General features: G+C 64.2%; 17 protein-coding genes. 8 read left to right on the plus strand and 9 right to left on the minus strand.

What is annotated here, in order from left to right; all coding sequences use genetic code 11:
* Nucleotides 1-8: 8 nt before the first annotated feature.
* From I6L32_RS15225 to I6L32_RS15245, 5 genes are all read left to right on the plus strand, one after another.
* Nucleotides 9-830 carry a (Fe-S)-binding protein gene (locus I6L32_RS15225; protein ID WP_216945174.1) on the plus strand — a complete coding sequence of 274 codons (822 nt, stop codon included), beginning with the start codon at nucleotides 9-11 and terminating at the stop codon, nucleotides 828-830.
* Entirely contained in the window at nucleotides 823-2259 is a 1437-nt protein-coding gene (locus I6L32_RS15230; protein ID WP_216944105.1) for a LutB/LldF family L-lactate oxidation iron-sulfur protein, read from the plus strand. The genes I6L32_RS15225 and I6L32_RS15230 overlap by 8 nt, the downstream gene beginning before the upstream one ends.
* A gap of 1 nt (nucleotide 2260) precedes the next feature.
* A complete protein-coding gene (locus I6L32_RS15235; protein WP_216944107.1) occupies nucleotides 2261-2905 on the plus strand; it encodes an LUD domain-containing protein in 645 nt (214 codons plus the stop codon).
* The gene (locus tag I6L32_RS15240) at nucleotides 2905-5712 is read left to right on the plus strand and encodes an FAD-binding and (Fe-S)-binding domain-containing protein (RefSeq protein WP_216944109.1); all 2808 of its coding nucleotides are present in this window, start codon (nucleotides 2905-2907) and stop codon (nucleotides 5710-5712) included. Before I6L32_RS15235 ends, I6L32_RS15240 begins: the two co-directional genes overlap by 1 nt.
* 133 nt (nucleotides 5713-5845) lie before the next feature.
* Nucleotides 5846-6403, plus strand: coding sequence for a hypothetical protein (locus I6L32_RS15245; protein WP_182935570.1), 558 nt, complete (start codon nucleotides 5846-5848; stop codon nucleotides 6401-6403).
* A gap of 257 nt (nucleotides 6404-6660) precedes the next feature.
* Here I6L32_RS15245 and I6L32_RS15250 read toward each other — a convergent pair whose 3' ends face one another.
* The 4 genes from I6L32_RS15250 to I6L32_RS15265 form a co-directional block, all read right to left on the minus strand.
* Nucleotides 6661-7362: a cold shock domain-containing protein gene (locus tag I6L32_RS15250; protein WP_182935571.1), complete on the minus strand. Its 702-nt coding sequence runs from the start codon at nucleotides 7360-7362 to the stop codon at nucleotides 6661-6663.
* A 562-nt stretch (nucleotides 7363-7924) separates the two neighbouring features.
* The gene (locus I6L32_RS15255; RefSeq protein ID WP_182935572.1) at nucleotides 7925-8965 is read right to left on the minus strand and encodes a lipocalin-like domain-containing protein; all 1041 of its coding nucleotides are present in this window, start codon (nucleotides 8963-8965) and stop codon (nucleotides 7925-7927) included.
* Nucleotides 8966-9150: 185 nt separating this feature from the next.
* Complete coding sequence (locus tag I6L32_RS15260) at nucleotides 9151-11577, minus strand: FtsX-like permease family protein (protein ID WP_216944111.1); 2427 nt, start codon at nucleotides 11575-11577, stop codon at nucleotides 9151-9153.
* Between the two features lie 21 nt (nucleotides 11578-11598).
* Nucleotides 11599-12279, minus strand: a complete 681-nt coding sequence (locus I6L32_RS15265; protein ID WP_216944112.1) for an ABC transporter ATP-binding protein — start codon at nucleotides 12277-12279, stop codon at nucleotides 11599-11601.
* A 152-nt stretch (nucleotides 12280-12431) separates the two neighbouring features.
* Between I6L32_RS15265 and I6L32_RS15270 the strand changes: the two genes are divergently transcribed.
* From I6L32_RS15270 to I6L32_RS15280, 3 genes are all read left to right on the plus strand, one after another.
* Entirely contained in the window at nucleotides 12432-12905 is a 474-nt protein-coding gene (locus I6L32_RS15270) for a DUF4357 domain-containing protein (protein WP_010674381.1), read from the plus strand.
* A 135-nt stretch (nucleotides 12906-13040) separates the two neighbouring features.
* The gene (gene nhaD, locus I6L32_RS15275; RefSeq protein WP_216944113.1) at nucleotides 13041-14465 is read left to right on the plus strand and encodes a sodium:proton antiporter NhaD; all 1425 of its coding nucleotides are present in this window, start codon (nucleotides 13041-13043) and stop codon (nucleotides 14463-14465) included.
* Between the two features lie 33 nt (nucleotides 14466-14498).
* Complete coding sequence (locus I6L32_RS15280) at nucleotides 14499-15065, plus strand: pyridoxamine 5'-phosphate oxidase family protein (protein ID WP_201900895.1); 567 nt, start codon at nucleotides 14499-14501, stop codon at nucleotides 15063-15065.
* Between the two features lie 59 nt (nucleotides 15066-15124).
* Here the strand turns inward: I6L32_RS15280 and I6L32_RS15285 are convergent, their stop codons facing one another.
* From I6L32_RS15285 to I6L32_RS15305, 5 genes are all read right to left on the minus strand, one after another.
* Nucleotides 15125-16321 (minus strand): Bcr/CflA family multidrug efflux MFS transporter, encoded by a 1197-nt coding sequence (locus I6L32_RS15285; protein WP_010674385.1) that lies wholly within the window; start codon nucleotides 16319-16321, stop codon nucleotides 15125-15127.
* 52 nt (nucleotides 16322-16373) lie between these two features.
* Entirely contained in the window at nucleotides 16374-18062 is a 1689-nt protein-coding gene (locus I6L32_RS15290; RefSeq protein ID WP_216944115.1) for a 6-pyruvoyl-tetrahydropterin synthase-related protein, read from the minus strand.
* Nucleotides 18063-18131: 69 nt separating this feature from the next.
* The gene (locus I6L32_RS15295; protein WP_216945177.1) at nucleotides 18132-19391 is read right to left on the minus strand and encodes a hypothetical protein; all 1260 of its coding nucleotides are present in this window, start codon (nucleotides 19389-19391) and stop codon (nucleotides 18132-18134) included.
* 200 nt (nucleotides 19392-19591) lie between these two features.
* Nucleotides 19592-20152, minus strand: coding sequence for a hypothetical protein (locus I6L32_RS15300; protein WP_216944116.1), 561 nt, complete (start codon nucleotides 20150-20152; stop codon nucleotides 19592-19594).
* Between the two features lie 47 nt (nucleotides 20153-20199).
* Complete coding sequence (locus tag I6L32_RS15305) at nucleotides 20200-21624, minus strand: NAD(P)/FAD-dependent oxidoreductase (protein WP_216944117.1); 1425 nt, start codon at nucleotides 21622-21624, stop codon at nucleotides 20200-20202.
* Nucleotides 21625-21699: the final 75 nt, after the last annotated feature.

Raw genomic sequence — 21699 nt, forward strand, 5'->3', positions numbered from 1 at the left:
AGCAAGTGATGAAGGTAATGCGGGTCTACCCGGCCAAGCCGGCCGATGTCTATCTCTACGCCACCTGTCTGGTGGACCTGTTCGACCCGGTGGCGGGGCTCGATGCCATCGCCCTGATCGAGCGGGAAGGGATAAGGGTGCACTTTGTCGAGAAACAGACCTGCTGCGGGCAGCCGGCCTACACCTCGGGTCACGAGGAGGAGGCGCGCAAGGTGGCGCAAAGCCAGATGGCGCTCTTCCCCGAGCCCTGGCCGGTGGTGGTGCTGTCGGGCTCCTGCGGCGGCATGATGCACCACCACTACCGCCGCCTCTTCCCCGAGAGCCCCGATGTGGCCGATTTTTGCGATCGGGTGTTCGAGCTCACCGAGTTTCTGGCCCGGGTCTGCCGGGTGCGCTGGCACGGGGTGGGGGAGGCGAGCATCGTCATGCACACCTCCTGCTCGGCCCGGCGCGAGATGCAGGTACACACCACGGCCCGCAGCCTGCTGGGGCAGCTCGATGGCGTCACCTTGCATGAACAGGCCTACGAGAGCGAGTGCTGCGGCTTTGGCGGCACCTTCTCGGTGCGCCACCCCCACATCAGCCAGGCCATGGTGGAGGACAAGACCCGCCACCTGCTGGCCACCGGCGCCGACACCCTGGTGAGCGCCGACTGGGGGTGCCTCTTGAACATCAAGGGATCCCTGGCCTATCAGGGCAGGATCTTGCCTGCCACCCACCTGGCGAGCTTCCTGCTCGCCCACAGCCGCCCCGACAGTGACGAAATAGCTCATAACGGCGCCGCTATTAGCGATTTGGCTCATACCAAAGAGGCCCAGCCCCATGTCTGATCACGCCAAGTATTCGCCGCGCCGCTTCCATCCCCAGGCCGAGGCGGCCCTGGCCGACCCGGTGCTGCGCCAGAACTTTCGCGGTGCCATGGATTACCTGCGCGCCAAGCGCCGGGATGCCTTCGCAGACCCGGCCGAAGAAGAATCGGTGCGCGATGCGGCGGAGCAAATCCGCCAGCGCTGTCTCTCGCGTCTGCCGGACCTTTTGGAGCAGCTCGAAGCCAACTGTGAGCGCAACGGCATCCGGGTGCACTGGGCCCAGACACCGGCCGAGGCCAACGCCATCATCCTCGGTATCGCCCAACAACACGGGGTGAGCAGCATCGTCAAGGGCAAGTCCATGGTGAGCGAGGAGGTGGGCTTCAACCACGAGATGGCGCGCCACGGCATCCGCTGCCTTGAGAGCGACATGGGGGAGTTTATCGTCCAGCTCGACGGCGACACCCCGTCCCACATCATCATGCCCGCCATCCACAAGAACAAGCAGGAGGTGAGCGACACCTTCGCAAGCAACCTGGAAGGCTTCACCCCCACCACGGACGTGGACGCCCTGATCCAAACCGGGCGGCGGGCCCTGCGTGAAGAGTTTCGCCGCGCCGGCATGGGGCTCTCCGGCGTCAACTTTGCGGTGGCGGAGACTGGCAGCCTGTGTCTGGTGGAGAACGAGGGCAACGGGCGCATGTGCACTACTGTGCCGAAAGTGCACGTGGCCATCACCGGCATCGAGAAGGTGGTGGAGTGCCTATCCGACGTGCCGCCGCTTTACAGCGCCCTGACCCGCTCGGCTACCGGCCAGGCCATCACCACCTACTTCAACGTCATCAGCGGCCCGCGCCGGGCAGGGGAGCTGGACGGCCCGGACGAGGTGCACCTGGTGCTGCTCGACAACGGCCGCAGCCAGGCTTACCGGGACGAGGAGTTGCGCAAGACATTGCAGTGCATCCGCTGCGGCGCCTGCATGAACCACTGCCCGGTCTACACCCGCATCGGCGGCCACGCCTACGGCACCATCTACCCGGGTCCCATCGGCAAAATCATCTCCCCCCATCTGCTGGGGCTGGAAAGCACGAGCGATCTGGTGACGGCCTCGAGCCTGTGCGGTGCCTGCGGCGAGGTGTGCCCGGTGCGCATCCCCATTCCCGACCTGTTGCAGCGCCTGCGCCGGGAGGCCAAGCACGACGCACAGCCCGGTCACGAACCGCTGGCGGGGCAGGGGGCGGCCAGGAGCCGGCTCGACACCCTTGCCATGCAGGGCTTTGCCTTTGCCGCCACCCACCCGCGCCTCTACCACGCCGCAACCGGGGTGGCCGGTCGCCTGCGGGGCTTGATGCCCAAACACCTGGGCCCCTGGACCCAGTGCCGCGAAGCCCCCAAACCCGCCCCCCAGAGCCTGCACGCCCTGCTGCGCCAGAAGAAGAAGGAGTCCTGAGATGTCGAGCAAAGAGGCTATCTTGAACCGCCTGCGCGGCGCCGCCACCCCCATTGCCCACGCACCGCACGCCTGGCAGCCCTGGCGCGGGGTAGATGACAACGCACGGCGCGAGCGCTTTGTTGCCGGGATCAGCGCCAGCCACGCCGAGATCCTGACCGTCAAGGAAGCAACCCTTGCCCGGGATCTGAGCGCCTGGCTGGATGGGGAAGCAATAACGCATCTGGCCTGTGGTCAGGGCGGCCGTTGGCAGGAGGAGGTCGCGGCCGCTTGCGCCGGGCGATCTGTGTTGACCCCCGCAGGCGAGTTCGCGAGCTGGAAGGACGATCTGTTCGACGTCTGTCAGGCGGGCATCACCCACTGCGCGGGCGCCATCGCCGATACCGGCACCCTGGTGTTGCTGCCCGATGGCGGCGAGCCGCGTACCTTGTCCCTAGTGCCCCCCTGCCATATCGCCCTGCTGGCGGCTTCCACCATCGCCGACAACCTGGCGGGGCTGGTGGCGGCCGGGCGCTGGCAGCAGGCCATGCCCACCAATCTGCTGCTGGTCTCCGGCCCCTCCAAGACCGCCGATATCCAGCAGACCCTGGCCTACGGCGCCCACGGCCCGAGTCGCCTGCTGGTGGTGCTGGTGGAGGATTGCTGATGCTTTGGAACCAGTTTGACGCCGCCGTGCTCTCGCGCATCCCGCCGGAGCGGCTGGTGAGCGACCCGGACTTGCGATTGGCCCACGGCACGGACGCCAGCTTCTACCGCCTGGTGCCCGAGCGCATCGTGCGCCTCGACTCTTTGGATGAAGTGCGCTTCGTGCTGTCGGTGTGCCGCGAATTGCACCTGCCGTGCACCTTTCGCGCCGCTGGCACCAGCCTCTCGGGCCAGGCCCTGAGTGATTCGGTGCTCATCACCCTGACCGACAGCTGGCGCGGCCACCGCATTCTGGACGAGGGGGCCCGCATCGCCCTGCAACCCGGGGTGATCGGCGCCGATGCCAACCGCTATCTGGCGCCCCTGGGCCGCAAGATTGGACCGGATCCCGCCTCCATCAACGCCTGCAAGCTGGGTGGCATCGCCGCCAACAACGCGAGCGGCATGTGCTGCGGCACCGCCCACAACAGCTACCACACCTTGCACGCCATGACCCTGCTGCTGGCCGATGGCACCGTGCTGGAGAGCGGCGATCCCCACAGCCGCGCCGCCTTTGCGGCCAAACGCCCGGAGCTGCTCACGGGGCTTGCCGCCCTGCGCGCCGAGGTGCTGGCGAATACTGAACTTGCCGCCAAGATCCGCCACAAGTACCGGCTCAAGAACACCACCGGCTACGCCATCAACGCCCTGCTCGACCATGAAGATCCCGTCGATATCCTCACCCACCTGATGATTGGCTCGGAGGGGACCCTCGGCTTTATCGCCGAGGTGGTGCTCGATACCGTGCCCGAATACCCCCACAAGGCCTCGGCCCTGCTGGTGTTCCGGGACGCCGAGCAGGCCTGTCTGGCCACCTCGAGCCTGAAAAGTGCGCCGGTGGCGGCGGTGGAGCTGATGGATGGGCGATCCCTTCACTCGGTGGCGGGCAAGCCCGGCCTGCCGGACTTTATCAAGACCCTGGACCTGGCGGCCTGCGCCCTGCTTGTCGAGGTGCATGGGGAATCGAAGGAAGAGTTGGTGGATCGCTGCGAGCAGGTGACGGCCATGGCCGCCGAGTTCGCCCAGGTCGCCTCTGTGCCTTTTACTGTCGACAGCGCCGGCCTCTGGGCCATTCGCAAGGGGCTCTTCCCGGCGGTGGGGGCGGTACGCACCACCGGCACCACCGTCATCATTGAGGATGTCGCCTTTCCCATCGAGCGTCTGGCCGAAGGGGTGGCGGGGCTGCAAGCCCTGTTCGATCGCTTCGAATACGGTGAAGCCATCATCTTTGGCCACGCGCTGGAGGGGAACCTGCACTTCGTCTTTACCCAGGGCTTTGATGATCCGGCCCAGGTGGCCCGCTATGGCGCCTTTATGGATGCGGTGGCCGAGCTGGTCGCGGTGCGCTTTGGCGGGTCCCTCAAGGCCGAGCACGGCACCGGTCGCAACATGGCCCCCTATGTGAAGCTGGAATGGGGGCCTGAGGGGATGGCGCTGATGCGCCGCATCAAGGCGCTGCTCGACCCCGATGGCCTGCTCAATCCCGGCGTCATCATCAACGACGACCCCAAGGCCCACCTGGCCCACCTCAAGCCCATGCCGGCGAGTGATGCCATCGTGGATCCGTGCATCGAGTGCGGCTTTTGCGAGGCGGTCTGCCCCTCGCGCACCCTGTCGCTCTCGCCGCGCCAGCGCATCGTGCTTTACCGCGAACTGGCCCGCCGCAATCGTGCCGATGAGCCCTCCAATCAGTTGGCCCGGCTGTTTGACTATCAAGGGATTGAGACCTGCGCCGCGACGGGGCTGTGCGCCGATCGCTGCCCGGTGGGCATCAACACTGGCAGCCTGATCAAGAAGCTGCGCAGCGAAAAGTACCAGCGCTTCGTGCCCATTGCCCGATGGAGCGCCGATCATTTCGCTGGCGTTACCCGCACCGCCCGCAGTGCGCTGGGCCTCAAAGCCATAGCGGGCAAGGTGTTGGGAGACAAGGCGCTGGCTGGGCTGGTGAACGGGGTTCGCCATCTGAGCGGCCAGCGCACGCCCGCCTGGCTGCCCACCCTGCCGGGGCCGAGCCGCTACCTGTGGCCGCAAGGGGAGGGGAGCCATGGCGGATCCAATGAGGGCATTGGAGAGGATCGCGCCGTGGTCTATCTGTCGTCCTGCGCCAGCCGGGTGTTCGGCCAGCAGGAGGAGGCCCCGTCACTGCCACAGGTGGTGCAATCCCTCCTCAATAAAGCGGGCTGCCGGGTCATCGTGCCGGCGAGAGTTGAGGGGCTCTGTTGCGGCATGCCCTATGACAGCAAGGGGATGAGCGAGGTAGCGGAAGCCAAGCGTACTGAGCTGGCCGAGGCGCTGTGGCAGGCAAGCGAGCAGGGGCGCTGGCCCGTGCTGCTCGACACCAGCCCCTGCGTGCAGCGGTTGCTCTCGGGGGCGCTCGGCAAGGGCCTTCGGGTGTTCGAGCCCGCTGCCTTTGTGCTGGAACACCTGCTGCCCCACCTTGAGCTGACCCCCCTCGATGAGACAGTGATGCTCCATATCACCTGCAGCAGCCGGCGCATGGGGCTCGGCGATAAGATGCTGGCGGTGGCCCGCGCCTGTGCCCGCGAGGTGATCGTGCCTGAGCATATCCAGTGCTGTGGCTTTGCCGGCGACAAGGGGTTGATGACCCCGGAGCTCAACGCCGCGGCGCTTGCCAGCCTGCCCGCCCAGGTGCCCAGGGGTTGCCGTCAGGGATTCAGCAACAGCCGCACCTGTGAAATGGGGCTTAGCCAGCACGCCGGCATTCCCTATCACAGCATCCTCTATCTGGTGGATCAGGCGGCGAGATAGGGAAAAAAACGGCAGGATAACTATCCTGCCGTTTTCAATGGGGTGAACAAGGTGGCTTTAAAGCGGGACTTGTCTGGTGCTACGTGCTATGAAAGGGGCCGATGCTGATACGAGCGATGGCAAGGAAGGATTGATGACGCCGCTGAACCACTATCTGCCTGCCTATCACTTCTGTGAAGAGCACGCTCGCGACATTGCCGCCGACCCGCGCACCGTCATCCAGGCGGCGTCCAACTATCGACCGGAAGCGGATCCGGCCTTTCGCCACCTGATCGGCTTGCGGGAAGTGCCGATGCGCCTTGGGCATCTTCTTGGCCGCCAACAGAGCGCCAGCCCGCCTCCCTTTGGCCTGCATAGATTCGTGCCGCTCGACAGCCAGGACGACAACACGCTGCTCTACGGCCTTGTCGGCCGGTTCTGGCGGCCGGACTTTGGTCTGGTGACCATGGTGGACAGTCAGGCGTATCTGGACTTTGCGGCGCCAGGCGTCGCCAAGCTGGCTCTGGGGTTTTCGGCCAGCCGCCAGCCAAACGGCACCACCCGGTTGACCACCCAGACAAGGGTGTTCTGCCCGGATCTGGCCTGCCGCCTCAAGTTCGCACCTTACTGGTATCTGATCCGCCCCGTCAGCGGCCTGATCCGGCGCCGGATACTGGGCGCCATCAAGGCAGAAAGCGAAAGAGGGTTGTAAGGCCATGCCGGAGTGTTCACCTGTACTTTCACTTTTTGGTACAAACAGAAGATGAGGGATTAATGACTTCTGAGTTCCCCATTGCCGTGCCTGCAGCCATGGAATACAGCTGCACCTGAGAAATGAGGTGGTAACAGTATTCCCTATCACAGTATCCTCATCTGGTTGATCAAGTGGTGAGATAAAGAAGTAGGTGCAAGAGTCGGGAGTTTATCTGGCCATTAACTGCTTCACGACAAGTTCCCATTAAGTAATGTTCAACTCAGCCAAGATGCGATAGACACTAACCCTACTGGAATAACGATCATCATTACTAGAACACCAAGGCAGCCGCTACCCCGGTTTGATGATGAGTGGAAATCATTATTTGTTGTTTCTCGGTTACTCAACCATTCAGCATGGCAATTTGAGCAATAGAGTTTCATTGTTCCCGTATTCCAAGCGCGAATGGTGCGATTGTCAAACGGGGCATTGCAGCGACAACGAGAACAGGTAAAGAATTTTTTTGAAGGTTTTTTGGGACGACTGAAGAGAGCAAGTAATATCATTGCAAACAATGCAATAGGAAGTGATATCGCAAGGTCTTTTTCTTTATAATATTTAAAGCCAGTAAAAGTTATCAAAACTATAGCCAAGATTAAAAAAACATAATCCAGAGGTGTTTTTCTGACAGGTTCAAGTATGATTTTTTTATCACTTGGCCCTCCCTTAGAAAGAGAGCTTTGTTTGGAAGGTTGTTTGATAGGACGAAGAGTCCAACCTTCATAGTAAACTTCTGTCGCTCTCACCCGTCGCTGACTATCGGTGTCAGTCTCAAACAACACCTCGTCATTAATCTGTGGCCTTCTGTCATTAGGGTTCACAGCAGAGATATGGAAGAATATTTTTTCTGAACCATCCTCTGGCGTAATAAATCCAAAGCCCTTGCCATCATTCCATTGAGTAACTTTCCCTTTCATTTTCTTCCCTGGGTATCAAATGTTAAATTGACGGTGTTAATGAACAAGGGATTGACAAAGAAAATGATTTTTTATTCTTGTATCCCTAGGTGCTTTCTACATAGAGGAGGATCTCACTGAGATTGTCATGTCGTATAACACACTCAATCTCGATTTTATAAACCCTGCCTAACTATAAAACAATGGTGTTTACTGGTATCCAGTTATATTTCATTACTCACTAAATCACACGACTACCGCACGGAATATAGCCTCCATTGTGCTGTGGTTAACTGATTGAGGATGTACGAACCGTAGTCGCTCCCTGGCTGCCTTTAGGGCTATGAGGGGCGCATAAACAGGGTACCAAATACAGCAGCATATGTTGAGCAAAATGTTTTATTTTGGGTGTGGGTTGGTGAGTATTTTTGATGGGGATCAGAAATTGGATAGGGCAGGATATTGGGTGCTGGCTGTTATTGGGAAGTTGCCTCAGAACCAAACCGTAGAGATGGTAATGGGGCGTAGACTTCGCCCCGCAACACACAAAGAGACGCAGCGAGAAATGAGGCAGGCCTTGGGTTCAATACCCCGTCATCTCCAGATAACCGACGCCTTTTGCATCCCCCGAGACGGATACCGCCCCTTCCCAGTAGTCAAAGCGCCCCGTCATGGCCTGATTGGGTTGACGCGCCTTAATAACGAGATTCAAATCAGCGGCCTTAAGCTGCCACTCGATGGGGTAGGCTTGCCCCTTGGGGCCGCGCCAGGTCTTGCCGGGGGTGAGGCGGATGCGATCTGGGCTTAATACCCGACTGCTGCCGTCTCGTTCAATCAGGATGCCGTAGCGGTTCTCAGGCTCAGTGTGGCCTGCCTTGGTGCGCAGGCGAAACAGCATCAGCTCGCGCCCGTCATCAAACTGCAGCGAAAACCAGTCCCAGCCCGATTGCCACTCGGCCAATACCGAGCTGCTCCACTCGTGATCAAACCAGCCCTCACCGCTGACGTGGCGGGTCTCGCCATCCAGGGTCAGGGTGCCGCTGATGGTCAGGCGCGGGTAGGAGTAGTAGAAGGAGGCGTTGCCCGGGCTCTTCTCGCTGTAACCCTGTTTGCCTTGCAGCACCGCGGGCTTGGCGGCACTCACCTTCACATCAAGATCCCCCGCCTTGCTCTGCACCTTGAGGGTGGCGGGAAAGAGCGATTCCCCTTGAGAGGTAAGCCGCCACTCTTTCAGCCAATACTCACCGCCGCTGGCACCGGCGAGCCCTGGCCCCTGGCGGCTGGTGCGCTCGTCCTGCTGGTGGCTGCCTTTGCTCACATCCGTGATGGCGAACTGGGCCAACCAGAGTTGAGGGGTGAGCCAGGGGTTGTCCGAGGTGATCTCCTGCTCAATGCCTTGGCGAAACAGGGTCCACTGTATGCCGTAGCTGCGCCCTTTCTCGTCTTTCAGGTTGCCGGTGAGATACCACCACTCGGAGCGGTAGTCGGGGTGGGCAGCGTGATCCGCGGGTAGGCGGATGGACTGACCCGGCAGGGCCTTTTTGAAGTGATCGTTGCCGCCGCCAAGGATGGTCCCCAGATCGCTGGCCTGCGCGTGGCCGCTTATGGCAACAAGCGGGATCAAGCGGGCTGCAAGCCACAGAGACCGTAAAGAGGACAAGATTCCCCTCACCCTGGCCCTCTCCCGAAGGGAGAGGGGATGGTTCGCGGCAGCTCTGTGCGCTTCTCTGCGCTGAATCAAGTGCGGTGACAGAGATCTGGTCAATGGGGACGTCAAGCCATGGCTGAGCCAGAGCGCCAACCGATATGTCATACCACTCTCCTTGCGGCGTACCAGGAGGCCAGCGCCCCGCACACCGGCGCCAGCAGAAGCGCCGTGACGGCGTGCAGGGGGGCGGCCTCGAAGGCCAGCCGCCAGCCAAAGGCGCGGGGGTTGACCACCTCAATCAGCACCCAGGCGAGGCCATAGCCCACCGGCAGTGCCAGCAGCGCGGTGAGCAGCCCGAGGCCCGCCCCCTGCCACACCAGCAGCCGGCGGCAGTGCCGCGGGCTCAGGCCAAGGCTTTGCAGGGTCTGCAACTCGCCGCGCCGGGCCAGCCCCAGCACCATAAAGGCCGAGCCGATGCCGACGAAGGCGATCCCCAGGATCAGCAATTTCAATAGCTCGGTCACCACGAAGGTCTGATCGAACACCCTGAGGGCGGCGGCGTGGATGGCGGGGGCGGGCAACAGGTTCACCTGCTCACCAAACTGGCTCCTGAGCCTGTCACCAAGGTGCTCGGGATCCGGGCTGAAGAGGGCAAGGGATTGCACCTTGCCCCCTTCGAAGGCGTGCAGTATCTGTCCCTTGTCGCTGCCGTAATCCTGATAGACGCCGGTGACGGTGAAAGCCCTCGGCCCCCCTTCGCTGGTTACCTCGAGGCGCTGGCCCACCCTGACCCCGAGGCGTACTGTCAGCGGTTCGCTCGCCAGCACCTCGTCGGGAGCAGCGGGCCAGCGCCCGGCCAGCAAGGGGTAGGCGGCTTTGAGCTCGGGGATAAAGTCCATCTGCGCCCACTCGATGGGCTGCCCCTGCCAGCGGGCGGGGAGCACGGCGCGGCGGGAGGCGGCGCGCACGTCCGGCGCGGCGAGGATGGTGTCGAGGGTCTGCTCGCCGAGGGCGCCCCTGCTACCCGCCACCCCCTTGGGAGCGGTGACGTAGAGATCGGCGGCCAGGCGCTGGCCGAGCCAGATCTCCACGCTCGAGCGAAAGCTCGACACCATGACCCCGATGCCGATGGCTGCGGCGATGGCCAGTTGCAGCGCCATCACCGCGATGGCGGTGCGATCAAGGTGATAGAGGGTTTCTGCCACCCCGAGCCGGGCGGTGAGGGGGCCGCGTGCACGCAGCCGCCCCAGCAAGGAGCGAAGGGCATCGGGCAGCAGGAGGGCCATGGCGAGCAGCCAGCCCCCGGCCACGAAGAGGGCGCCGCCAAGGCCGGTGGCGGGCTGCCACAGACACAGGGCGCACAGCAGCAGAATGGCGATGGCAAGCCCCCGGCGTTGCCAGGGGTGAGCCGGTGGGCGACTGTTGCCCTCTCGCAGCGCAAGGGGGGATTGGCGCAGCAGTTGCCACCAGCCGGGCAGGTTGGCGGCAAGCATCCCCAGAAGGCCAATCACCAGCGCCTTGCCAAGGCTCGTCGGGGAGAGGCGCAGCAGGTCGATGGGGTTGGGGCCATAAAGGTCGGCCAGCGCCTGGGTGAGCTGCCCCATCAGGGCGAGGGCCAGCAGGCTCCCCAGCAGCAGCCCGAGCAGGGTGCCGAGGGTGGCGAGGATCAGGATCTCCAGAGTCAGCCAGCGCAGCACCCGGCGCGGCGGCATCCCGAGGATGATGAGCTGGGCGAGCAGGGGGCGGCGCACGCTCTGCACGAAGCGCTGGGCGTTGAACACCAAAAACAATCCCACCGCCATGGCGAGCAGGGAGAGGGCGGTGAGGTTCAGCGCCAGCGCATCCCCGAGCTGGCTGGCATCGAGCGCCGGGCTGATGGGCTCAAGCCAGAGGGGCTGATGGGGGGCATAGGATTGCAGGGCCGCCTGCAAGGCTCTTTGCAAGGTATTGGCCTCTTGCTCGCTGAGTTTGAAGACGATGCGATCCAGTCTGCCAGCCTTGCCAAGCAGGGGCTGGGCGAGGCCGATGTCGGTCACCAGCAGCCGCTCCATGGGGACGGCGCCGGGCTCGAAGGTGCCCGCCAGGGTCAGGGTCAGGGGGCGTTGCCCCTCATCCCCCAGCACAAAGGTTCGCGACTGGCCCGGTTGCCAGTCAAGGCGCCTCGCCTCGGGGGCGGCCAGCCAGACGCTGTCGGCGCGATTCAACGAGACATCGGGTTGGCTGTCTGGCGCATCGCCAAAGAGGCGGTGCAGGGGGCCGGGGTTGAAGAGATCCATCCCCAGCAACTGGAAGCTGCGCCCCTGCTCGTCCTTGAGCCAGGCGTGAAGCTCTGGCATGGCGTCAAGGTTCGGCTGGCTTCGCACCAGCCTCACGTAGACTTGCTCATCCAGGCCACCCTGGGGGGCCAGGCGGTAGTTGGCCTCCCCGGCGAGCTGGCTGCGGGCGGCGACGAAGTTGGTGCGGGCGCTGTGGTTCAAGAGCTCGATGGCCACCACCAGGGTGACCCCGAGGGTGAGCCCGGCCAGGCTCATCAAAAGCAACCAGGGGTGAGCGCGATAGAGGCGCAGCAGCGCCTTGAGGGGCAACATCAGCAGGCCCCCCGGCAGACGTCAGCCATGGCGGCGCCCCTTGAGCTCGACCAGCTGCCCCCCTTCAAGGCGCAGCACCCGATCCGCCAGGTCGCCATAGCCCGGGTTGTGGCTCACCAGCAAGAGACCGGCGCCGGTATCGCGCACCGCGCCCATCATCAGGGCCATCACCTGCTCGGCGTTGTGCTCGTCGAGACTCCCGGTGGGTTCGTCGGCGAGCAGCCAACGGGGCTGATGAATGAGGGCGCGGGCCAGCGCCACCCGCTGGCGCTGGCCGCCGGAGAGCTGCTCCGGCCAGGCGTGGCGCTTGTGGCCCATGCCAAGGCGCGCGAGCAGGGCATCGAGGCGCCCATCGTCCTGGGGCAGGTTGTTTATCTGAAGGGGCAGGGCGAGGTTCTCGGCCACGGTCAGGGTCGGCAGCAGGTTGAAATCCTGATAGACGATGCCGAAATGGCGGCCACGCAGGCGGGCCCGCTCGTCTGTCGGCAGGGTGTCGAGACGGGTCTCTTCCAGCCAGATCTCCCCCTCGTCCGGGGCGATGAGACCGGCGATGAGGTTGAGCAGGGTGGACTTGCCACAGCCGCTTTGCCCCAGCAGCAGGCAGGTTTCCCCCGGGATGAGGGCGAGATCCAGCCCCTCAAACAGGGGGAGCGTCTCGCCGCCGTTGGCGAAGCGTTTACTGAGGTTGCGCAGGCTAAGCATGGGATAACCGTTTGATGGTCAATGGCTTTCACAATGTCCGTCACTATGCCAGTTAGTGATCGCGCCTGCAAAAGGGATGGGGATCCTCGCTGGATCCCGCTCGCCTGAGGTGGTTAGAATAGGGCCTTCCATGGGTCACAGGATGAGCAAGGATGTTACACAAGCAAGTCAGTTTTATCGTCGACAGCAAGGGCGTCAAGCAGGCTGCCGTGGTCCCCATCGATATCTACAACGAGCTGATGACCCTGCAAAAGGCCCTCTCCGACAACAAGCCGGGGGAGCGCGAGCTCTACCACTTCAACGGCAAGGGGGCAGAAGCCCATGGTTATCCGGTGGGCAAGCGGCAAAACCCCGGTTTCATGGTCCAGGCGGGCTCCACCGCCAACGGCGAGGATGCGGCCTCCCTGCGCGAGGCGGTGATCGAGCTGCGCCAGGAGCTGCTGGGCAAGGGGGTGCTCGTTCCCCACCCCGAAGGGGGCTTCATCTTTACCGCCGATCAGCTCTTCAACAGCCCGAGCCTGGCCGCGAGCCTGGTGGCGGGCAACAACCGAAGCGGGCTGGATGCCTGGCAAAACAGCGCAGGCTACACCCTCAAGCAATCGGGTTTTGGCAAGAAGACCTCCTGATGACGGGGCCCGGCAATGGGCCTCGCTCATGTTTGCCTGAGAGCCCGCGGCGGGCCGCTCATCAGGATGACAAGGAGGGCGGCTTCCCTTTGCGCTGCTAGCCTCAATGCCAGACGCCTGCCAGGAGATGCCGCCATGTCTGGACTCCTTCGCCTCGTGCCCGGGGCGGCCCTGCTCAGTGCCCCCGCCGCTGCGGGCAACGGCCCCCTCGATCTGACCCACAGCGGAGTCGGGCTCTTCGCCCTCGCCATCTTCGCCCTGGCTTATGCCCTGGTGATGGCCGAGGAGTACCTGAAGCTGCGCAAGTCCAAGCCGGTGCTGGTGGCCGCCGGCATCATCTGGATAGCCATCGGCCTGGTCTATACGGGGCAGGGGCACAGCGAGCTGGTTCAGGCCGGTTTTCGGCACAACCTACTGGAGTATGCCGAGCTGATGCTCTTCTTGCTGGTGGCCATGACCTATGTAAACGCCATGGAGGACAGGCTGCTGTTCGCCGTGCTGCGGGTACGCCTGGTGCAGGCGGGCTTCAGCCTGCGTACGCTCTTCTGGCTCACCGGTTTTCTCGCCTTTTTCATCTCCCCCGTGGTGGACAACCTCACCACGGCGCTGCTGATGTGTTCAGTGGTGCTCAACGTGGCCAACGGGGAGCGCCGCTTCATCAACCTGGCCTGCATCAACATCGTCGTGGCGGCCAATGCGGGCGGCGCCTTCAGCCCCTTTGGCGACATCACCACCCTGATGGTGTGGCAGGCGGGCAAGGTGCCTTTCCAGCAGTTCTTGCTGCTCTTCATCCCCGCCCTGCTCAACTTCCTGGTGCCGGCCACCCTGATGAGCCTGATGGTGCCCCGTCTGGTGCCCGCCATGCCGGGCGAGATGGTGGTGCCAAGGCGCGGCGCCGTTGTCATCGTGCTGCTCTTTGTGCTCACCATAGTGACCGCCGTCGCCTGCCATCACTTCCTGGGGTTGCCCCCCGTGCTCGGCATGATGATGGGGCTGGGCTACCTGCAATTTTTCAGTTTCTATCTGCGAAAGACCCAGCCCGTTACTCTGGCCCGGGCACGGGCGCTGTATGAGCGCACCGGGGACGAGGCCAGGCTGCTGCGTCTGGGCTCGGTGGTGCCGTTCGATGTGTTCAACAAGATTGCCAAGGCGGAGTGGGACACCCTGCTCTTCTTCTACGGGGTGGTGATGTGCGTCGGCGGCCTCGGGTTTATGGGGTATCTGGCGCTTGCCTCCCATTTACTCTATGACGGTGGCGATCCGACCCTGGCCAACGTCGCCATCGGCCTGCTCTCCGCCCTGATCGACAACATACCGGTGATGTTCGCCGTGCTCTCCATGGAGCCGCAGATGAGCACGGGGCAGTGGCTGCTGGTGACATTGACCACCGGGGTGGGGGGCAGTCTGCTCTCGGTCGGCTCCGCCGCCGGGGTGGCCCTGATGGGGCAGGCCAGGGGCATGTATACCTTCGTCGGGCACCTCAAGTGGTTGCCTGCCATTTTGCTTGGCTATATGGTCGGCATAGGGGCGCACCTGTGGCTCAACAGCGCCCTGTTTTAGGCAATCCGGTTCCAGGCACCAGGGAGAGGCAGGATGGGACAACTGTTCGAGGCGCTTTTGCCGCGCCATGTCACCTTTATCGAGGGGCAGAAGATCTTCTTCGTCGGCACGGCGGCCGCGAAGGGATCGGTCAATCTCTCCCCCAAGGGCGGGGATTCGCTGCGCGTCCTCGATGCCCACACCCTGGCCTGGCTCAACCTGACCGGCAGCGGCAACGAGTCCGCGGCCCAGGTGCTGCAACAGCCGCGCATGACGGTGATGTTCTGCGCCTTCGAGGGGGCGCCGCTTATTCTGCGGGCCTATGGTCAGGCACGGGTGCTGCACCGCACTGATCCGCAGTGGCCGTCGTTGCTGGCGCTGTTCCCCCCAAGTGTCGCGGCTCGCCAGATCTTCCTGCTGAACATTGAACGGGTCCAGACGTCGTGCGGCATGTCGGTGCCTCTGTATGAGTACCAGGGGGACAGGGAGGATCTTGCCAACTGGTCCGAGCGGCAGGGCCGGGAGGGGATAGAGGCCTACTGGCGCAAGAAGAACCAGCTAAGCCTGGATGGGCTGGAGAGCGAGATCCTGGCGCGCAGCGGGTTGCAGGCCGATGACTGAGGCCTGCGCCCCGATGCAAAAAGCCCTGTCCATGGACAGGGCTTTTTCATTGCAGGGCATCAGGGGACGCGCTTGCCGCTCAGCAGCCAGTAACTGAGGGCCGACCCCAGGCCGCAACCGGCGATGGCGATGGCCATGGGGAGCGGCGATTCGGGGGGATTGAGGTTGACCAGCACCCCCACCAGGGCCCCAAGGCCAAAGCGCAGGGTACCCGCCAGCGCCGAGGCGGTGCCTGCGGACTGAGGGAAGTGGCCCATCAGGCCGGTCATGGCGTTGGCCCCCACCAGGCTGATGTGGCCGACGAAGAGCACCACCGGGATGACGATGCCCCACAGGCCCCCGGTCTGGCTCCAGGCGTTGTAGATCAGTAGGGCCCCGGCGAGCGGCAGCACGGTGAGGCCGTATCGCAGCATGCGCTCGGCACCCACCCCTTTCACCAGCCGGCTGTTGGCGAAGGTGACCACCATCATCAGCAGGATGTTGAGGCCAAAGAGCCAGCCGTAGTGCTCGGTCGGCACCTTGAAATACTCGATGTAGACATAGGGGGATGCGCTCAGGAAGGCGAACATGCCGGAACTCGACAGGGCGCCGCACAGCACATAGCCCATGGCACCACGGTGGGAGAGCACACCCCAGTAGTTGCGAAGCACCTGCCCGAGTCGCAGGGGCTGCTTGTGCTCGGGTTTGAGGGTCTCCTCAATCTTCCACTGCATCACCAGGCAGATGAGCAGGCTGATGGCCACCAGCAGCCAGAAGATGACCCGCCAGTCGCTGTGAGCGCTGATGTACCCCCCCACCACGGGGGCCACCAGGGGGGCGAGGGTCATCACCAGGATGACGAAGGACATGGCGCGGGAAAACGCATCCTTCTCGAACAGGTCGCGCAGCAGGGCGTTGACCACCACGGAACCCGCGGCGCCCCCTGCGGCCTGCAACATGCGCCAGGCGAGGAGCTCAGGCAGGGAGTCCGCCATGGCGCAGCCCACGGAGGCCACGGCAAACATCGTCAGGCCCGCCAGGATCACCGGCTTTCTGCCGAAGCTGTCGGCGAGCGGCCCGTAAAAGAGCTGACCGATGGCAAAGCCCCCCAGGAAGGCGCTGATGGTGAGCTGGGCGCCGTCGATGCTGGTAGCCAGATCCCGGGCGATAGCGGGAATGGCGGGCAGATACATGTCCACCGCGAGCGGAGTCAGGCCCGCCAGGGCTCCGAGCAGGATGAAGAGGAAACGGGGGGAGAGGGAGCTGGCTTGGGGCATAGGGTATCCGAGTCGTGGGCTGGGCCGGGTTAAGAGGCAGGTGTTGAGTCTATCAGTTTTGGCGGGCGCGATCAGGTGCATCCTGCCCGATGCCCTTTTGTCTGGTGTGGTGCCAGAGCAGCCAGAGCCAGGCAAGCCATCCGAGCAGGGAGAGGGCATTGCCGGTGTGCTCCGGCCAGCGTGCCGCCAGGGTCAGGGTGAGGCTGTGGTGGCCCGCCGGAACCCAGAGTTGCATCAACCCCTGGCGATTGGCGCTCACCGTCAGCGTCAGGTGCCCGTCGAGGCGGGCCTCCCAGCCGGGGTAATGGTATTGGTGCAGGACCAGCCGGGTCGGCACCCGGGCCTTGACCTCCAGCGCCAGGGCGCGGGGTTGCCAGCGGGTCAGGGTCCAGCTTGCGCCTGGCGGTTCGGCGCTGACGGGCGGCTGGAACTCCTCCTTCCAGGCGAGCAGGGTCGGGGCGAACATGCCCCCCGGCACCTGCCTTGGCCTGTATTCCCGGGCACTGCGCTTGCTGTCGAACTCGAATGCCATGGCCTCCCGTTCGGGGGCCTGGGTGAGGGGGGCGTGACGCACATAGGCCAGGGTGGAGAGGAGGGTCAGCAGAAATACTCCCCACCAGAGCCCCTGCCAGAGACGATGGGGCTGGGTGCCGAGCGCCACCACGGCGACCGTGGCAAGGGCGAGCACCAGGTTGAGCCGCCAGGGAAACTGCACCCGCTGCAAGGGGGGAAGCAGGCTCCAGAGAGGCTGGCTCGGGGGCAGCATCATCAGGAAGGCGACGACGCCGATCGCCCCCCAGCACAGCAGCTCGGGGTGGCGCGGCTCCCGGGCGGCGGCCCAGGCGATGAGCAGCAGGGCCAGGGTCAGCATGCTTTGCCACGCCAGGTGACCGCGAAAACGCCAGTCCTCCCAGGCGCTGGGCAGGCGGTCGAGAAAGTTGCGCCTGTAGTCGAACATGCCGCCGCGCATCAGCTCCATGGAGATGGCCCCCTGATCCGCCAGGGCGGGCAGCAGCAGGGCGGCTGCCATGCAAAGCCCCACACCCTGGGCGCCGAGGGCTTGCCAGCAGGGCGTCAGAGTGCGGGTGCGTCTGGCGAACCAGAAGGCGCGCAAGGTGATCAGCCCCATCATGAGCAAGAGGCTGGGGAGGTGGGAGAAGGCCAGCAGCGCCAGCCCCAGGATCAGCAGGGGCAACCCTTGAGGTCGTCCGCGGTGGGCGAGATCCTGCCCCAGCAGGATAAGGGGAGCCCAGGCGAAGGCCCAGAACTCCGCCAGGGCGAAGCGGGCATAGAGATCCATGGCGACATGATAGGGCAGCGCCAGATAGAGCAGGCTGGCGGCCAGGGCCCGGCCAGGGGGCGTGGTGGCACGCAGCCACAGATAGGCAAACATCCCGGAGAGCAGCAGGGCCAGGGTGGCGCTGCCAAGCAAAGGGTAGATGGCTTGCTGGGGGTGGGCACCGGGCCCGGCAAAGAGGGCGCTGACGTAGTAGGGGAGCGGGGGATAGAAGAAGAAGGTGGGGCTACCGAAGCCGCCGTTCATGGCCATCAGCCAGCGGGGATAGAGTTCCCCCTGCCAGAGCTGGCGGGCAAAGTAGTGGCCGGAGAGCAGGTGATGAAACAGATCGTGTCCCTGGCTGCCCCCCTGCCACCAGAGCGGCAGCATCAGCAGGGCGCAGGCCAGCAACAGGGCCAGCGCGACCCGGATCCCCTCCCCGGTTCCGCTCGTGTTTCTCTCCATTGCACTGGTTCCTGACAGACCCGGCTGTGAGTGTAGACGAGTCGTGCGATGCCCTCGCAAGCGCCCGGTTCAGCGGGGCAGGGCGAGCCAGAGGCCGGGTTCAGCGTGAAAGCGGGGGGCAAACCAGAGGGTGTCATAAGGCCCTGGTAGCGCCTCTGCCCCCAGGGGGCGGCGGCTGAGGCGGCAGGCCCCCTGAGTGAGCGCAAGGGCGGCATCCCCCCGGTACCAGCCGTCGGTGACGGGCAGGGTTGTGGTTTCCCTAAGCAGCCTCACTCCCCACTGGGTCACCAGCGCCGGGCACGTTTGTTCGGCCAGTCTGGCGGCCCGGGTCATGGCTGGTGCCGCCGGTGGGGTGAGGGTGCAGAGCAGCAGCAACAGGGCCCCCAACACGGCTGGCAGCTCGCCCCGGCGCGGTAGCCAGCCTGCCAGCAGCACGAGGCCGAGCAGGGTGATGGGGGCCAGATGGCGGGGATTGTCCGGGTTCTGGCCAACCAGGGTCCACAGCAGCAGGACGAGCCAGTAGAGGGTCCAGCTGGGGAAGAGGGCGGCATGGTCCTTTACTCTTTGCCAAAGAGGCTGCACCAGCAGCACCCCGATAGCCAGAGGCCAGAGCGGGGTTAGCTGCTCGTTGAAGGTATTCGCCCAGCTCAACAGCCGATCGCCGTGGGCCGCCGCTGTATTGCCCCACAGGGTAAAGTGACCGTCGGTAAAGCGGCGCCCCTCGGCAAAATAGGCCCAGCCATCGGCCTGCCAGACAAACAGCAGGCAGGCTAGCCCCACCAGCGCGATGGGGAGCACAAATCTGACGCGCGCGCCCTTCTGTGCCATCCCAAGCCAAAGGGGCAGCAGGGCCAACACGAAGTAGGAGGGACGCAGCGCTAGCATAAGGCCGAGCAAGAGACCTGCCAGGGCCGCTTTGCGATGCAGCAAGGCCAGCAGCGCGCCCAGCCAGGCGGCGAGCGCAGGCCCGTCGGACAGGCCGGAGAGCGCCAGGGTCGGGGTGAGCGGCAGGGCCAATACCAGCAGCCAGACAGGCGCCAGCAGGCTGGGCCGCTGCCACAATCTGACCGCGAGGGAGGCGGCAAGCGGCGCCAGCAAACTGCTACCCAAGAGGCTTGCCCACTGCACGGCACGGGCGGGATCGTCCACCGCCAGATTGATCAGCCGTGCCAGCCCGATAAAGGCGGGGTAGCCCGGAAAGTGGGGGGAGAACTCCAGCACGCTGAAGCGCACCACCCCGTGGGCAAAGTTGAGGGCATCGTCGGAATCGAGTGCTACCGGGAAGGTCAGCAGCCAGCCAAGCCAGGCCAGTTGCAGCAGGGCAAGCAGCCACATGGTGATTGAGCTGGTGGAAGCCCAACGCCGATACGTTGCCTTCCCCCTCATCCCCAGCCCTTCTCCCGCAAGGGGAGAAGGGGGCAAACCGGCGTCCGGGTGCATCTATCGGCAGGCCGTGCGTAGGGTGGGGAGAGTGCAGCGAAACCCACCGTTTGTCACAACGAATTGGCGCAATGATGGGCTGGTGGCCATCAAAGCGGTGCCAGCACGGCCATCAGCGCTTTTTCGGCCTCGGTGAAAGCGGCGGCATCGGCAGGTTTGGCACCCACCCCGAACACTCCCGGGTTGCCGATGGTATCGAGCACCTTGGCCAGCGCCTGTTCGGCGGCCTTGCGATCCCCTTCGTCGAGGGAGGGGAGGATCAAATCCAAGAAGCGCTTGCTCTTGACCACCAGCACCTTGGCGGTCTGGTAGTCGCCAAGGTTCTGGCTGGCCCCCTCGAGGCGGCGCTCGATCTCCGCCTTGTAGGCCCGGTTGAGCAGGGCGGCGGTGGCTGCGGCGTCTTTGGCCTTGATGGCGGCTGCCAGCGGTGCTTGCAGCTCGACCTTGTGGTGCTGTTCCAGATAGGTCAGCTCCTCGGCAATCTCGCTCAAGGTGGCGCTGGCATCCTTGCCGTCAGTGGCTGCGCCCAGCAGTGCCTCGCGGGCATCGATCAGCGGCTCCTTGCCGGCGGCGGCGTAGGAGTAAGCCTGCGCCTGCCCGCTCAGGGTCAGCAGCAGGGTGAGGGCGAGTAAACCCGGGCGGATGGTCATCCTGTTCTCCTTACTAATGCCAAGAGGTTATGCCCATGGCGCGGCACTCAGGCCACGCTCTGGGTCTCGATCACGGTATTTTCGTTGCGATGATTGAAGATGGCGTGACGTCTGTCCACCCCGTCGATCACCATGTCTGCGGCCATCATCCCCATCTCCATGGCGGTGTCGGTGAAGATGTAGCGGAATGTCCCCTGACGGCCGGTCATGATGAGGTTGCTTATCGGCATCAGCGCCTTGATGGCGTCGTTGCGGCGGGCCTGATAACCCAGATCCATCAGCGGATAGGCGTATTCACTGCGCGCTTCGAATGTCTCATCGCCGAGCTTCTGGGTATCGACGCCGAGGCTCGCCAGATCGGCGGTGACCCGGCCGCGCAGATCAGAGAGCGGTGCCTGCCAGGTGGCATCCCCCGGGTTGCAGGGGATCTCCAGCATCACCGAGGTTTGGCCCTGTGGCGCCATAAAGGGGCTGCGCCGGCGGGGCTCCTGCAGACGGGTGGCCAGAATATGGGGGTCGGAGAGGTACTGCCAGGTGTTGTCCGACAGGTTCTCCTGTTTGAGGGGCATATTGACGAAGCGAAGCGACCGGTAGTGGAGATCGCACGGCAAGCCCAGGTGCTGGCAGGTGAGCGGGAGCGGCAGGGTGGAGATCACCTGATCAAAGCGCTCGCTCTGCTCCACATTATCTTGTGACCAATACACCCGTTCAATGCGGCCATCAGCCTGCTCGAGACGGGTGATGGTGGCGCCGGTCTTGAGTGTGACGCCCTCTGTCACCAGCCGCTCCCCCAGGGTGGTGAAGATCTGGCCAAAGCCGTACTTGGGATAGCGGTATTTGCGGGCATAGGTGCGCACCGACATGCTGCCGTTGCGCCTTGGCAACAGGCGGCGCGCCACGTCTTTGAGATCGATCAGGCTGATGCGCTGGCCAGCCCAGTCGGCGGAGAGCTGGTCTGGGTTGATGCCCCACAACTTGCCGGTGTAGCCCTCGAAGAACTGGCGGTAGAGGGTACGGCCGAAGTGGCTCTGGATCCACTCGGCAAAACTCGCCTTGGCAAAATCGGTGGGTTTCTTGGCAAAGGGCAACAGCAGCAGATCCTTCACCGCCCCGGCCATCAGGGCCAGCGGCGCCGTCTTGAGCAGGTTGGGCAGGTTTAAGGGGTAGTCATAGGTACGCCCGCCAAAGCGGATCACGCTCTTTCGCTCGGCGTGGAGCAGGTCGTCCCCCATCAGCTCGTCGATAAAGGCGAGCAGCTCGGGGTTCTTGGTGATGAAGCGGTGGCCGCCGTAGTCGAAGCGATACTCGCCGTCGCGCCCCTTGAAGGTCTGGGTGGCGCACATGCCGCCGACGACCGGCTCCTGCTCGAACAGGGTGACCGCAAAACCGGCCTGGCGCAGGCGCCAGGCGGCCATCAGACCGGCAGGGCCGGCGCCCAGCACCGCAATGTGCTTCTTGTTGTTGTCGTTCATGAGTGTTCCGAAACGGCGTGATAGCTGGGGGAGCCCGCCTGTGCGCGGCTCCCGAACAGAGTGTGATCCCCGGGC

This window comes from Aeromonas sp. FDAARGOS 1402, from assembly GCF_019046925.1.
In the GTDB taxonomy this organism is placed as follows: Bacteria; Pseudomonadota; Gammaproteobacteria; order Enterobacterales; family Aeromonadaceae; genus Aeromonas; species Aeromonas caviae.